Consider the following 14,498-nt stretch of genomic DNA (forward strand, 5'->3'; position numbering starts at 1 on the left):
ACACGCGCAGCTGCCCCGGATCGGCCGGCGTCGCGGTCGCCAGGCCGTCACACGCGATCGTGTCGCGGATGTTGAGATACCCGCGCGTCTGTCCGCCACGTCCATAGACGCTCAGCGGATGGCCGATCGCCGCCTGGACGCAGAACCGGTTGAGGGCGGTGCCGAACACCTCGTCGTAGTGGAAGCTGGTCGCGAGTCTCGGGTCGAGTGCCGACTCGTCGGTCTCCAGGCCGTAGACCACGCCCTGGTTCAGATCGGTCGCGCGGAGGCCCCAGATCCGGCAGGCGAAGTGGATGTTGTGACTGTCGTGGACCTTCGACAGATGGTAAAAGGATCCCGGGCGCTTGGGGAACAGCACCGTATCGGTCCGTCCGTTGTGCGTGACATCGAGCCAGCCTTCCTCGATATCGATGTTGGGTGTCCCGTACTCGCCCATGGTGCCCAGCTTGACCAGGTGGATGTCAGGGTTGATCTGGGCGATGGCGTAGATGAGGTTGAGCGTGCCCACCACGTTGTTGACCTGGGTGTAGACGGCGTGGGACCGATCGATCATCGAGTACGGGGCGCTGCGCTGCTCGGCGAAGTGCACCACGGCGTCGGGCCGGAAGTCGGCCACCGTCGTCTCCACGAAGTCCGGGTCCATCATGTCGCCGACGTAGGGCGTGACGGCGAGCCCGCTGACCTCGGTCCAGGCCCGTACCCGCCGCTCCAGGCTGGCGATGGGCACCAGGCTGTCGACCCCCATCTCGTCGTCGTACTGCCGGCGACAGAGATTGTCGACCACACCGACCTGGTGGCCCCGACGGGAGAGGTGCAGGGCCGTCGGCCACCCGAGGAAGCCATCGCCGCCGAGGACCAGCACCCTGGAGGTGGGCTGCGCTGCGGTGGTGGAACGGTCGGGGCGGGTCGGTGCGGTCAGCGAGGACATGCCGAGATTCTTACCGCTCAAGCTCGGGCGTACCTGGGAGGATCCTCAGAGTTCGCTGAGGATTCACAAATGCGCCGAAAGCTCAGCTCAGGACGTCCTTGCGGAGGAATCGCCACCAGGCCAGGCCCAGGAACACCGCCACATAGGGAAGCTCCAGGAGCACCCCGTGCACCATGTCACCCGTCCGGGTCGGCGAGAAGAACAGTCCGTGCCAGGAGTCGATGTAGTGCGTGGGGAACGCAAAGCTCATGAAGTCGAGCGCCGAGATGTTGTTGAGGATCTGGCTCACGATTCCGAGCCCGACGCCTCCGGCCACGGCGGCGAACGCGGAGTCGGTCATGGTTGACAGCAGGAAGGCGAAGGTGACGAAGGACGCCATGCTCCACGCCACATAGATGGTGGCGAGCGCCAGCTTCCCGATGGCCGAGCCCGGGGAGATGATCAGGAACGACGGCGTCAGCACGGGGTGCCAGCCGAAGGCGATGATCCCAGCCACGAGGGCGACCAGGGAGATGACGATGGTCGCCACGATCGACAGCGTCGAGGCCACCAGCAGCTTGGTGGCGAGGAGACGGGGCCGGGAGACGGGGCGAACGAGGAGGTAGCGCAGCGTGCCCCAGGTCGCCTCGCCAGAGATGGTCTCGCCGGCGAACAGCGACACCACGATGACCAGCAGGAAGGCGCTCGTGGCGGTCAGCGCGGCCAGCGGCAGGTTGATCCCCGAGTGCGTCGCTACCTCGAAGTAGCCCCGGTCGCTGCTCGTGGGGCTCGGTGGGTTGAGCTTGAGGGCCACGGCCATGATGACCGGGATGAGGGCGAGCACCCCGAGGGCGATGTAGGTCCGAGCCCGGCGGACCTGCTTGATGAACTCGACTCGAATCACGCCGGCGGGAGCATACCCGGCGCTCCGGCTCGGTCCATCTGGTATTCGGCCATCTGGGATTCACAGCCAGTTCCCAGGTCGGCCTGACATCATCGGTGCTATGAGCTGGAAGGAAGGCCCTTCCCGAGGGTCGGAACCCGCCACGCGGGTGCTCGTGGTGGACGACGAGCAGTACATCCGTGATCTCGTGGGCACGTCCTTGCGGTACGAGGGGTTCGACGTGGAGGAGGCGAGCATGGGCAGGGCCGCCCTGGCCGCCGCCACGTCCTTCCGACCCGACCTCATCGTGCTCGACGTGATGCTGCCCGACCTCGACGGCCTTGAGGTCACGAGGCGTCTGCGGACCGACGGGCTGCGCGTGCCCGTTCTCTTCCTGACGGCCAGGGACGCCACCGAGGACAAGGTGGCGGGGCTGACCGTCGGCGGTGACGACTACGTCACCAAGCCCTTCAGCCTCGAGGAGCTGATCGCCAGGGCCCGCGCCATCCTGCGCCGGACCCAGGGCGAGACGGAGTCGGACGCCCAGCTGCACTTCGCCGACCTCGTCCTCGACGAGGACACCCGGGAGGTGTGGCGCGGTGGCGTCCTCGTGCATCTGACCGCCACCGAGTTCAACCTCCTGCGCTACTTCATGCTCAACCCGCGACGGGTCCTGTCCAAGGTGCAGATCCTCGAGCACGTGTGGCAGTACGACTTCGAGGGCGATCCCAACGTCCTGGAGACCTACATCAGCTATCTGCGCAAGAAGCTGGACCCGCTCGGCCCCCCGCTCATCCACACCAGTCGCCAGGTGGGCTACAGCCTCCGCCTCCCGCAGGCCTGATCATGCAGTGGCGGCACCCACGTGGTCCTGGGGTCACGAGGCGAAGGCTCTCGCTGCGCCAACGGCTGCTCGGCGCGCTCGTGCTCCTCGTCGTCGTGGGCCTCGTGGTGTCCGACGTCGCCAGCTACCGCGCCCTCCAATCCTTCCTGTTCGGCCGGGTCGACCAGCAGCTCACGGCGCTGAACAACGGGCTCACGCGCGCCCTGCTGACCAGCGGCCGCCTCGATCGCGGCGCCATGGCCGGCGTGTTCTTTCAGGTCCGCGACGGGCAGGGAGCGCTCGTTGTCAGCGGGAATCCCCAGCCCCTCAACGCCGGCCAGCCCTTCACTCCTCGGCTGCCTGATCCGCTCCCGACCCCCGGACCGGGCAGCAGCCCTCTCTCGCCGGGCTCGACGACCTTCGACGCCCCGTCTGCCCAGTCGGGGGGCCCGAGCTACCGCGTGCGGGTGACCTCGCTGCCCGGGCTGTCGGCCACCACGGTCGTCGGCCTGCCGCTCGGGGACGTGAGCTCGACCCTGTCCCGGCTGCGTTGGATCGAGCTGGCGGTCACCGGTGCCGTCGTCGCCCTCGCCGTCCTCGTCGGAATGTGGCTGGTGCGGATCAGCTTCCGACCACTCGACGACATCGCCGAGACGGCGGGAGCTATCGCCAAGGGAGAGCTCGACCGCCGCATCCCGGGGACCGAGCCGCGGACCGAGATCGGCCGCCTCGGGATCGCCCTCAATGCCATGCTGGCCCGCATCGAGGCCGCCTTCGCCGAGCGCAAGGCCTCGGAGGAGCGACTCAGACGGTTCGTGGCCGACGCGTCGCACGAGCTGCGGACCCCGCTCACGTCGATCCGCGGCTACGCGGAGCTCTTCCGCCGGGGGGCCGACCGGCGCCCCGAGGACCTGGCCAAGGCGATGCACCGGATCGAGGACGAGGCCACCCGCATGGGCGTGCTCGTCGACGATCTGCTGCTGCTGGCTCGCCTCGACCAGGGTCGCCCGCTGGACCGGGAACCCGTCGACCTGGCCGCGGTGGTCGGCCAGGCCGTGGACGCGGCCCACGCGGTGGAGCCCAACCGCCCGCTCAGCCTCGCCGTCGACGCGCCCGTCACCGTGGTCGGCGACCCCCGTCGCCTGCGCCAGGTCGTCGACAACCTGCTGGCCAACGTGCGAACCCACACGCCCCCGGGGTGCCCGGCGAGCGTGACGGTGGGCTCCGAGAACGGGAACGCGGTGCTCGAGGTCGCCGACGAGGGACCCGGCATCGACCCCGTCGCCGTCGAGCGGGTCTTCGAGCGCTTCTACCGGGCCGATACGTCGCGCTCCCGGGACAACGGCGGCGTGGGGCTCGGACTGTCGATCGTCGCGGCCATCACTGACGCCCACGGCGGGCGGGTCCGGGCGGCGTCGCGCGACGGCGGAGGCGCCTCGTTCCTGGTCGAGCTTCCTCGACGGGGCCCGGATCCCGCCACCGTCTCCAACTGAGCCCGAGTCCCTCAGGGATCTGTTGGCGGCCTCGTGGCCTACGCTCAGCGGGCGCACAGCCACGGGGGCCACGCTGAGGTGGTGCCCACGGCGGAATCATTACGGGATTCTAAGCTGGCTCCAAGACTCGCCCGCCACACTGGAGGCGATGAGCGTTCCGAGCCCCCGGTCCCGAGAAGAAGGCCTGCGGCGCCTTTACCGCCTGACCGCGTGGTTGGCTGCGGGCGCGATCGCCGCCACGGGGCTCATCGCGGCGGCGGCCGCGGACGCCCTTCCGGGGAGGTCGAGCTCCAGTCCCGCTTCCCCGGTGCAGGGCCAGGGCGGGTCCGGGGATGCGAGCACGACCACGACGACAGTGACGCCGCCGGGCTCGGGCAGCGACTCGAGCGGCCTCCAGCCCGCGACCCAGGCGCCCGTGCCGACGACGCGATCTCATCATGTCGTCTCGGGCGGGACGTGACTGGCACACTCGCCTCGGTCACCTTCCCCGCTCTCGGCACGACGGTAAGCGTGCTCGTGACCGAACCGCGTGCTATTCCGGCGGCCCGCCAGGCGGTGGAGCACGAGCTGGCTGAGATGGACGCGGCGGCGAGCAGATTTCGGCCCGACTCGGAGCTCAGCCGGCTCAATGGGGCGGGTGGCGCACGGGTGCAGGTCGGCCCGCTGCTGGTCACGGCGCTCACGGTGGCCCTGCGGGCGGCCCGTCTCACCGAGGGCGACGTCGACCCGACGGTCGGTCGCGCCCTTCGCCTCAGCGGCTACGACCGGGACTTCGCCGAGGTCGATCGGGACGGCCCCGCCCTGGTGGAGGCGCCGGCGCCCGCGGCGGGTTGGCAGGCGGTGGAGCTCGACCCTGCCGAAGGATGGGCCAGGGTGCCGGCTGGCGTCGAGGTCGACCTGGGCGCGACGGCCAAGGCCCTCGCTGTCGACCGGGCCGTCGCCGCCGCCCACGTCGCCGCCGCCCACGTCGCCGCCGACTGTGGGGTGCTCGTCAGCGTGGGGGGAGACCTCGCCGTCTGCGGCTCGCCGCCGCCTGACGGCTGGGCGGTCCGGGTCACCGACGACCACCGCGACGGCAGCGGCTGCGGGCAGACGATCACCGTCGTTGATGGCGGGCTGGCGACCTCCTCGACGACCGTCCGGCGCTGGAGCCGAGGGGGACACGACGTCCACCACATCGTCGACCCCCGGACCGGCGAGCCGCCGCGCGGCCCCTGGCGGACGGTGAGCGTGACCGCCCGAAGCTGTGTCGATGCCAACACCGCCAGCACCGCCGCCGTCGTCCGCGGCGCGACCGCGGTGCCGTGGCTGGGTGAGCTGGGCCTGCCGGCGCGCCTGGTCTCCGAGGACGGCCGGGTCGTGACCGTCGGCGGCTGGCCGGACCCCCAGGGGGCGTCGTGACCCCGCTGCTCGCCGCCACCACGGGCAGTCCTCTGTGGTACCTGACCCGCAGTGCCGGCGCTGTCTCGCTGCTGCTGCTGACCGGCTCTACGGTCCTCGGGATCATGGCCACGGTGCGTTGGCGCTCCGAGCAGTGGCCGCGGTTCGTGACCGCCGGGCTCCACCGCAACGTGTCGGTCCTCGCGCTCGCCCTCCTCCTGGTCCACATCGTCACGGCGGTGGCGGACGGTTTCGCCCCCATCGGCTGGCTCGACTCGGTGGTCCCGTTCCATGGGACGTACCGGTCCGTCTGGCTGGGCCTGGGTGCCGTGGCCTTCGACCTCCTGCTGGCCCTGCTCATCACCAGCGCCGTGCGCCAGCGTCTCGGTTACCCGGCGTGGCGGGCCGTGCACTGGCTGGCCTACGGGTGCTGGGGGTTGGCGGTCGTGCACGGGCTGGGCACGGGCACCGATCCCAAGGCGACCTGGATGCAGGCCGTCACCATCGCCTGCGTCGGCGCCGTGATCCTCGCGGTCTGGTGGCGCGTCGTCGCCGGTTGGCCTGCGTCGCTCGGCCCGCGCCTCGCCGGGCTCGGCGCCACCGTCGTCGTGCCCATCGTCATCGCCGCCTGGGCCATCACCGGACCCCTCGCGTCCGGATGGGCCCGTCGGGCGGGCACCCCGTCGAACCTGCTCGCCTCCTCCAGCTCGACGGCGACGCTTGGCTCGGGCACCGCCAGCGCGCCTCCGTCCACGGCGGCGCCCAGCACGTTCGGTCAGGCGCCGTTCACGGCCACCCTTCAGGGCACGCTCGTGCAGAGCGCCCCCGACCAGGGCGGGATCGTGACGGTTCGCATCGACACCGCGCTCGAGGGCGCCGTCACCGGTCGCCTGGTGGTGACCATCCAGGGCCGGGCGGCGAGAACCGAGGGCGTGGACCTGTCCACCAGCACAGTGACCGTCGGACCATCCCAGCAGCCGGGCATGTACAGCGGGAAGGTCACCAACCTCCAGGGAACACGGCTGGTGATGACGGCCACGAACGCCCAGGGAGCGGCGCTGACCCTCTCGGCTCGGCTGCAGGCCGACCCGTCGTCGAACGCCGTGAGCGGCACGGTGCAGGCCACGCCCGGCGCCGTCTCGAGCTCGGCGGGCCAGGGGAGCAACTGAGCGGTGGCCCCCGTCGCGCCGCCCGTCGGGCTCCCTCGTCTCCTGCTGTGGGCCTCCGGGTCCGAAGGTCCGACGCGCCTGTCCGCGCACCTGGAGCAGATCGGGCCCCCGCCACTCCGTGGGGACCAGCGGCGGGGGCCCCGGGAAGCCCTGATCCGGGCCGTCGATGCCGGCGGACTTCGGGGCCGCGGAGGATCGGGCTTCCCGACCGCCCGGAAGATGACCGCCGTCGCCGAAGGAGGGCGCCGACCGGTGGTCGTGGCCAACGGGACCGAGGGTGAGCCGGCCAGCAGGAAGGACAAGCTCTTGCTCGAGTCCGCTCCCCATCTCGTGCTCGACGGCGTGCTGCTGGCCGCCGAGGCCGTCGGGGCCAGGCGGGCGATCATCTGCGTCGAGGAGGCCGCCCGGCGGGCCTGGCTCAGCGTGGAGGCCGCCATCGACGAACGGCGTGCCACCGGCCACGACCCGATCGGGATCGAGCTGACAGTCACACCGAGCGGCTTCGTGGTCGGCGAGGAGAGCGCGCTGGTCCACTGGCTCAACGGGGGACCGGCCAAGCCGACCTTCGTCCCGCCGCGGCCCTTCCAGAAGGGCGTGGGCGGGCGGCCGACGTTGGTGCAGAACGTGGAGACCCTGGCCCATATGGCGTTGCTGGCGCGTTTCGGACCGGACTGGTTCCGGGAGATCGGGACGCCCGGTCATACCGGGTCGACGCTGATCACGGTGTCCGGCGAGGTGGCCCGACCCGGCGTGTACGAGATCGCTCCCGGCACTTCGATCGCCCACACCATCGCTTCCTGCGGTGGCCAGGCGGACGATGTGCGCGCCGTCCTCGTCGGCGGGTACGCCGGCCGCTGGCTCGACGCGGACCGCTCCCTGGGCCTGGGCCTGACCGACGATCAGCTGCGGCCTGCCGGCGCCTCCCTGGGTGCCGGCGTGGTCGTCGTGCTGTCCCGGCGTGGTTGCGGCCTGGCCGAGACGACGCGCATCGCCCGCTACCTGGCCGGAGAGTCGTCGGGCCAGTGCGGTCCGTGTGTGAACGGGCTGGCGGCGATCGCCGGGGCCCTGGACCAGCTCCACCGGGGCCGGGGTGGACCGGGCACGTTGGCCACCCTGCGCCGCTGGGCCGCCGACGTGGACGGCCGGGGCGCCTGTCATCACCCCGACGGCGCCGCCAGGATGGTGGCCTCCGCCCTTGCTGTCTTCTCGGACGACATCGAATGGCACCGGCGTCACCAGCGCTGCTGGGCCGATCCCGTCCGGACCGGAGCGGCGACCGGGTCGCCGACGAGGAGCCGGTGATGCGGACGCGCGGGATGCGCCTGGCGGTGAACCCGATCACGTGCGAGGGCCACGGGCTGTGCGCCGAGCTGCTGCCGGAGTGGATCCGTCTCGACGATTGGGGCTATCCGGTGGTCAATCCCGATCCCGTGCCGCCCGAGCTGAAGGACCATGCCCGGCGGGCCGTGGCCGCCTGCCCGACCTTGGCCCTGCTCGTCAAGATCGACTGAGTCGGCTGCTGCTGGCTGTCAGGCGGCCTCCTCGGCCGACGTGAGCGACGCCGGCTCCGCCCCGGCCGTGGCGACCTCGCCAGCCGGAGGGCGCGCCAGCAGGATGGTCATCGCCATGGCCAGCCCAACCAGCGCCAGGTCGGCGACGAGGCCGGCCTGCATGGCGGCGACCATTCCCGCGCTCGCCAACCTCGAGAAGAAGAGGGTGCCCACAGCGGAGATGCCCAGGGTGATCGAGAACTGCTGGGTCGTGGTCAACACTCCCGAGGCCGCGCCCGCCGAGCTGCCCGGGACGCTCTGCAGCACCCCGGAGACGATCAGCGGGACCACCAGGCCACTGCCGATGCCGATCAGGGCCAAGACGGGCGACAGCTCGATCGCCGACGCCGACAGACCCGCCTCGCTCACGACCAGCGTGAGCCCGACGATGCCGGCCAGGGCGATCGCGGTGCCCGCCGTGATCACCCACGTCCCCCAACGGGCGTGCAAGCGCCGTCCCGCCAACGATGACGCGGCGAAGGCGACGCCGAGAGGGGCGAAGGTCAGGCCGGCGGTGAGCGGCGAGTCGTGCACGCCCTCCTGGAGGAAGACGGTGAGCGTCAGCAGGACGCTGCCGAAGAAGGAGAAGAACCCGAGGTTGACCAGGAGCCCCAGGTTGAAGGCGCGATGCCGGAACAGCCCGAGCGGCAGGAGCGGATGCCCACCGCCCTCACCGAGGCGTCGCTCCCACCACAGGAACGTCGTCACCAGCAGCGCGCCGGCGACGAATGACGCCCAGGTCCACAGCGGCCAGTGCTGGCTCCGGCCGAGGACGAGGGGAGCGGTGACGGCACCGATGCCGGTGCTGAGCAGGATGACGCCGAGCGGGTCCAGGCGGTCGGCGAGCCGGGCGCGAGATTCGGGCAGCAGCCGGTAGGCGGCGACGATGGCGGTGATGCCGATCGGCACGTTCACGAGGAAGATCGGCCGCCACCCCAGACCGAGAATGTTCAGGTGCAGCAGCACGCCGCCGAGCACCTGCCCGGACACGGTGCCGAGGCCGACCGTGGCCCCGAACAGCGAGAACGCCCGCGGCCGTTCGGCCGGCGGGAAGCTGACGGTCAGCATGGCCAGCACCTGGGGCACCATCGCCGCGGCACCGAGACCCTGAGCGAGACGTCCGACGATGAGGGCGCCGCCGGTCGGCGCCACGCCGCAGAGGAACGAGGCCACGGCGAACAGACCCAGTCCGACAACGAACATCCGCCGGCGGCCGACGAGGTCCCCGAGCCGGGCCCCGGTGACCAGCCCGGCGGCATAGGTGAACGAATAGGCGGCCACGATGAGCTCCAGCGTCGCCGAGGAGGCGTGCAGGTCGTGCTGGACGCTCGGTGCGGCGACATTCACGACGAACACGTCGAACAGGGACATGAACGTGGCCGACAGCACGATCGGCAGGGAGCGCCAGCGACGAGGGTCGTAGGTCGGCTCCGCCCCGGCCTCGGCCCCATCGGTCTGCGCCTGGTCCGCCGGTGCCGGCTGACGCGCTGTCATCGTCATCGAGAACCCGCCCTCTCGTCAGATAGTTCGACGAACGTAGAACGTTGCAACTCCGGTACCATCTGGGGTATTCCGGCCGAGGGGCCGGTTGGAGCACGGAACGAGAGATTGAACACTCGAGGGGGTGGCGGCGATGCGTGAGCTGCCGGGGCCGGCGGTCGAGGACATCGACCTGGCGTCAGTGATGCACGCCCTGGCCGACCCGTCGCGTCTGCGAACGGTGAGCGCCCTGGCCGAGACCAGCGACCTCTGTTGCGCCGATCTCGGCGAGCTCGCCGGCTCACAGGGGCTGGCGAAGTCGACCCGCTCGCACCATCTTCGGGTGCTGCGTGAGGCGGGTGTGATCAGGACGCGCTACGACGGCCAGCGCAAGCTGGTGGCGCTGCGCCGTGAGGACCTCGACGCCCGCTTCCCCGGTCTGCTCGATGCGGTGCTCATCGGGGCCAGGTCCGAGATCGCCGCCGCGGCCACCGTCGACGGGTAGCAGCGACGACCGGGCCCGCCGGAGCGGGCGGCCCGGTCAGCCGCTCTGCGGGGTGGCAGGGGAGTTCGTGAGCGTCGCCGAGGCGGACTGACGGGCCCCGTTCCGTGTCCACGTCACCTGGACGTGGTCGCCTGGATGGTGCGAGCCGACGGCCGAGGCCAGGTCGCTGGCCGCGGCGACCGGCTTGTTGTCGAAGGCCACGATGACGTCACCAGCCTGGAGCCCGATCTTGCTCGCCGGCGAGCTCGGCACGACCTGCTCGACGAGGGCACCAGGGCCGCCGGGCGCGCCGGGCGTCGCGCCCGACGCGTTGGCGACGCCGACCCCGAGGAAAGCGCCGTTCGGAGCCGTCGCGCCCCCGTTGGTGACGCCCTGTCCGGGCTTGAGCTGCGAGATCTTCGTCTTCGCCTGGTTGATCGGGATGGCGAAGCCGATGTTCTGGGCCGGCTCCTGGGCGCTGCCGGTCAGGACCGCCGTGTTCATCCCCACCACCTGGCCGGCGGAGTTGACGAGGGGGCCACCGGAGTTCCCGGGGCTGATGGCGGCGTCGGTCTGGAGCAGACCCGAGAGGCTCTCTCCGCCGGAGTTGAGTGTCCGGTTCAGCGCAGAGATGATGCCCTCGGTGACCGTCGGCTGGTTCCCGAGGTCCAAGGCGTTGCCGATGGCGAGAACGCTGTCGCCGACCTGCACGCCTCCCGAGTCACCGAGGGTGACGGTGGGGAGGCCGTTGACGCCCTGGATCTGCACCAGGGCCACGTCCGCGCTGGGGTCCGCTGAGGTCACGGTGGCGGGGTGGGTCTGGCTCTGACCGGCGAACGTCACGCTCACGCTGCTGGCCCCCGATACCACGTGGGCATTGGTCAACACCTGGCCGTTGCTGCTGATCACCATCCCAGTCCCGGCGCCCGAGCCGGACAGGCGACCCCCGCCGCCCTGGGTGTTGATGTTGACGACGGCTGGCTCCACCCGGGCGAGGATGCTCTGGACGTCGCCAGGCTTTGGAAGCGCGCTCGTGTTCGAGGTGAACTTCGGTGTGATGATGGTGCTCGACGAGCTGGAGGGCTTCTCGACCAGGGCGCCGACCACCCCGCCGACGAGGCCGGCGATGAGAATGGCGACGAGACCGGCGACGATCCAGAGCCGACCGGGTCCGCCGCCGCTGCTGCTCGGGCGGTCGGCCGGCGCTTGGGTGGCGGTGGGGTTCTCGGGCGGGGGTGGCCCCGGGGGGTCGAGCGCCCACGGCGCGGCGACGGGCCGCATGTAGGGATCGGTCTGGGGGCCGGGCGGGGGGGAGCCTTGTTGGGGCGCGCGCTGCTCAGGTGAGGGCTGTGGGGCCTCCGGCTGCTGGGCGGCCGGCGACCAGGGCGAGATCTCGGAGCCAGCTTGCTGCTCTTGTTGTGGATGATCGGACTCCGGCGACGGGCTCTCGTTGCCGTCGTCGGGTCCGCCAGCCTGCCCTTCGGTCATTGCCTCTCCCTTCGGCGTCCCTGCTGCATCGTGGACCCAACCGGTCATCGTGGTCGGCGATGCTGTGCGGGGCCTGAGAAGAGCCTAGGAGCCCCCGAAGAACTGCCGATCGCGGGCCGGATCCGGCCCCGCCCGGCCGTCGGAGCCGCCGAGCAACAGAGCAGAGCCGCCAGCGACAGCGCGTACCCCTTAGCATGAGCGGCTCATGTCCTTCGTGTTGATCGACAAGCCCCGGCCACACGTCTCCCGCGTCACCTTGAACCGGCCTGAGCGGATGAACGCCATGGCATTCGACGTCATGATCCCGCTGCGGCAGGCCCTCGACGAGGTGAGCCTCGACAACGACACCCGCGTGGTCGTCGTCACCGGGGCGGGTGACGCCTTCTGCTCAGGGGCTGATCTCGAGGACTCGGGCGTGGTCCCGGACATCGCGGGACTGACGACGCCTGGGATCGCATGGCGAGCCATGGAGCTGCTCCACGATGTGATCCTCGCCATCCGTCGGATGCACCAGCCGGTCATCGGGGCGATCAATGGCCCCGCCATAGGCGGGGGATTCTGTCTCGCGGTCGCGACCGACATCCGCATCGCGTCGGAGCGGGCGTTCTTTCGGGCGGCGGGGATCAACAACGGCCTGACGTCGAGCGAGCTCGGGATCAGCTACCTCCTGCCCAGGGCCGTCGGTTCGTCGCGCGCCTTCGAGATACTGCTCTCGGGACGGGACGTCGATGCCCAGGAGGCCGATCGCATCGGCCTGGTGTCGAGGACGGTGCCGGCTCTGGAGATGCTCGACGCGTGCTACGAGCTCGCCGAGCGGATCGTCGGCTTCAGCCGGGTAGGCGTGGAAGGCACCAAGCGTCTCCTGTGGGCAAGCCTCGACGCCGGCAGCCTCCACGCCCACATGGACCACGAGGGCCACGCCCAGCTCTACGTGCGCCTCACCACGCAGAATTTCGAGGAGGCGGTGCGGGCCCGCAAGCAACAGCGGCCCCCGGTGTATCGCGACTGAGCGACTACTTCGTTTCGGCTACATCAGGCGTTCGCGGTCCCTGGTGCATAGCGTTGCACCAGCTGACGAATCGCCAGGACAGCCAAGGCGACGAGCACCTCGACGGCGATGCGGCTGAGGATCGCTTCCACGGACGGACCTCCCGCGTTGATGGAACGTCATCCGTACGTCGAGGGTAGGCAGCAACGTTGTCCAAGGGGGGGATCTTCGACCGCACTCGCCTGAACGTGAGGTGAACTTTCGGAGCTGGCCCGCCAGCGCAGGCGGTCAGCCGCGTTCGCCGAGCAGCTCCGGGTGGTCGGTGAGCCAGCGCCGCAGCTCGGCCTTGAGCACCTTCCCGCTGGCGTTCTTCGGAAGGTTGTCGACGAGGATGACGTGTCGCGGCGTCTTGAAACCGGCCAGTCGTGACCTCGCCAGCGCGACCACATCGGAGACCGGGTCGGCCGCGCTGGGCTGCGGTACGACGAGGGCGCAGACGTTCTCGCCCCAATGCGGGTCCGGCACGCCGATCACGGCCACCTCCCGCACGGCGGGGTGCGAGTGGAGGACGTCCTCCACCTCTCTCGACGCCACGTTCTCCCCGCCCGTGACGATGACGTCCTTCTTGCGGTCGACGACGTACAGCCACCCGGCCCCGTCCCGGCGCCCGACGTCACCGGTGTGGAGCCAGCCATCGCGAAGGGCGTCGGTCGTCGCCTGCTCGTCGTCCCAGTAGCGGGCCATGACCTGTTTGCCACGGACGAGGATCTCGCCGACCGCGCCCACCGGCACGTCGCGATCCTCATCGTCGACCAGTCGCAGGGCGACGCCCGGACCGGGGCGGCCGGCCGCGGCGAGGAGACGGTGGTCACCGGCAAGGCCGCGGTGGTGGGTCTCGGGGTCGAGGAAGACGGCGTTGCCGGAGAGCTCGGTCATCCCGTAGCCCTGGGCGAGCTCCACGCCCAGCTGGCTGTCGGCCCGGGCGAGCAGCGTCGGCGGCATCGGAGCCGCGCCATACGCAACCGATCGAAGCGTGGGCATCGAGCCACCGCACCGGTCGAGGTGGTCGAGGAGGGCGTCGAGCATGGTGGCGGCCAGCGAGGTCGCGGTCGCTCCATGCTGGGTGGCTGCGTCGACGAAGTCCGCAGGGTCGAAGCGGGGGAGCAGCACGACGTGCCGGCCGTGGCGGTGGTGGTTGAGGACGTTGTACCCGGCGACGTGGCACAGCGGGAACGGGAAGAGGTACACCTCGTCGGCTGCCACGGGTCGGCAGGCGGCGGTGACCTCAACGGCGGCCAGAAGGCTGGCATGCGTGAGCGTCGCTCCCTTCGGCGAGCCAGTCGTCCCGCTTGTGTAGATGATCCACGCCGGGTCGTCTGCTCGCGTCGCGACAGGAGCCGCCGGTGTTGCCCGCTGGACGAGCGCTTCATAGCGGTCGAGATCGAGGATCGTCCGGATCGACGGAATCGTTCCTGCACCCGGCAGCAGCTGCTCAGGTGGGCCGGTCGCGCCGATCAGCAGCGTGGCGCCGGAACGAGCCACGATCTCTTGCAACTCGGGTGGGGCGAGCCGATGGTTCAAGAAGACGAGGACGCGGCCGGCTCGCGGCACCGCGTAGTAGCACTCCACCCAGGCCCGGGAGTTCTCACCGATGACCGCGACCCGGTCGCCTGGATCGGTCAGCGCCTCCACGACTGCGGACACCCGTGCCACCCGCGCCGACAAGGCGCCGAAGGTCGTGGTCGTCGCCCCGACGGTGACCGCGGCCGCGTCAGGGTCGTCGGTGGCGCTGCGGTCGACGAGATCGTGGAGGAGCACGGCCGTTCCCGGTCGGTCAGCCCAAGGGCGGAGTGG

Annotated in this window: 14 protein-coding genes; 9 read left to right on the top strand and 5 right to left on the bottom strand. The window is 70.9% G+C overall.

The window, feature by feature from the left end; translation table 11 throughout:
* Positions 1-928: NAD-dependent epimerase/dehydratase family protein (locus VH112_09665; protein ID HEX4540500.1), on the bottom strand; the 928-nt coding region annotated here is incomplete at its 3' end.
* An 82-nt stretch (positions 929-1,010) separates the two neighbouring features.
* Positions 1,011-1,811, bottom strand: a complete 801-nt coding sequence (locus VH112_09670; protein HEX4540501.1) for an ABC transporter permease — start codon at positions 1,809-1,811, stop codon at positions 1,011-1,013.
* 157 nt (positions 1,812-1,968) lie between these two features.
* Between VH112_09670 and VH112_09675 the strand changes: the two genes are divergently transcribed.
* The 7 genes from VH112_09675 (at position 1,969) to VH112_09705 (ending at position 8,166) form a co-directional block, all read left to right on the top strand.
* On the top strand, positions 1,969-2,634 hold the full coding sequence (locus tag VH112_09675) for a response regulator transcription factor (protein ID HEX4540502.1): 666 nt from the start codon (positions 1,969-1,971) through the stop codon (positions 2,632-2,634).
* Between the two features lie 2 nt (positions 2,635-2,636).
* Positions 2,637-4,106: a HAMP domain-containing sensor histidine kinase gene (locus VH112_09680; GenBank protein HEX4540503.1), complete on the top strand. Its 1,470-nt coding sequence runs from the start codon at positions 2,637-2,639 to the stop codon at positions 4,104-4,106.
* A 148-nt stretch (positions 4,107-4,254) separates the two neighbouring features.
* On the top strand, positions 4,255-4,566 hold the full coding sequence (locus tag VH112_09685; protein HEX4540504.1) for a hypothetical protein: 312 nt from the start codon (positions 4,255-4,257) through the stop codon (positions 4,564-4,566).
* Positions 4,563-5,507 carry an FAD:protein FMN transferase gene (locus VH112_09690; GenBank protein ID HEX4540505.1) on the top strand — a complete coding sequence of 315 codons (945 nt, stop codon included), beginning with the start codon at positions 4,563-4,565 and terminating at the stop codon, positions 5,505-5,507. The genes VH112_09685 and VH112_09690 overlap by 4 nt, the downstream gene beginning before the upstream one ends.
* Positions 5,504-6,655 carry a ferric reductase-like transmembrane domain-containing protein gene (locus tag VH112_09695; protein ID HEX4540506.1) on the top strand — a complete coding sequence of 384 codons (1,152 nt, stop codon included), beginning with the start codon at positions 5,504-5,506 and terminating at the stop codon, positions 6,653-6,655. Before VH112_09690 ends, VH112_09695 begins: the two co-directional genes overlap by 4 nt.
* A 3-nt stretch (positions 6,656-6,658) precedes the next feature.
* On the top strand, positions 6,659-7,957 hold the full coding sequence (locus VH112_09700) for an NADH-ubiquinone oxidoreductase-F iron-sulfur binding region domain-containing protein (protein ID HEX4540507.1): 1,299 nt from the start codon (positions 6,659-6,661) through the stop codon (positions 7,955-7,957).
* Positions 7,957-8,166, top strand: a complete 210-nt coding sequence (locus tag VH112_09705; protein ID HEX4540508.1) for a ferredoxin — start codon at positions 7,957-7,959, stop codon at positions 8,164-8,166. The genes VH112_09700 and VH112_09705 overlap by 1 nt, the downstream gene beginning before the upstream one ends.
* Positions 8,167-8,184: 18 nt before the next feature.
* Here VH112_09705 and VH112_09710 read toward each other — a convergent pair whose 3' ends face one another.
* Entirely contained in the window at positions 8,185-9,705 is a 1,521-nt protein-coding gene (locus VH112_09710; GenBank protein HEX4540509.1) for an MFS transporter, read from the bottom strand.
* A 133-nt stretch (positions 9,706-9,838) separates the two neighbouring features.
* On the opposite strand from VH112_09710, the gene VH112_09715 reads away from it, so the two are divergent.
* Positions 9,839-10,189 carry a metalloregulator ArsR/SmtB family transcription factor gene (locus tag VH112_09715; protein ID HEX4540510.1) on the top strand — a complete coding sequence of 117 codons (351 nt, stop codon included), beginning with the start codon at positions 9,839-9,841 and terminating at the stop codon, positions 10,187-10,189.
* A 36-nt stretch (positions 10,190-10,225) separates the two neighbouring features.
* Here the strand turns inward: VH112_09715 and VH112_09720 are convergent, their stop codons facing one another.
* Positions 10,226-11,656: a trypsin-like peptidase domain-containing protein gene (locus tag VH112_09720; protein ID HEX4540511.1), complete on the bottom strand. Its 1,431-nt coding sequence runs from the start codon at positions 11,654-11,656 to the stop codon at positions 10,226-10,228.
* Between the two features lie 205 nt (positions 11,657-11,861).
* On the opposite strand from VH112_09720, the gene VH112_09725 reads away from it, so the two are divergent.
* Positions 11,862-12,665, top strand: a complete 804-nt coding sequence (locus tag VH112_09725; GenBank protein ID HEX4540512.1) for an enoyl-CoA hydratase — start codon at positions 11,862-11,864, stop codon at positions 12,663-12,665.
* A gap of 267 nt (positions 12,666-12,932) precedes the next feature.
* On the opposite strand, the gene VH112_09730 is transcribed toward VH112_09725, so the two are convergent.
* Positions 12,933-14,498: AMP-binding protein (locus VH112_09730; GenBank protein HEX4540513.1), on the bottom strand; the 1,566-nt coding region annotated here is incomplete at its 5' end.

The organism is Acidimicrobiales bacterium, assembly GCA_036270875.1.
Classification (GTDB): Bacteria; Actinomycetota; Acidimicrobiia; order Acidimicrobiales; family AC-9; genus AC-9.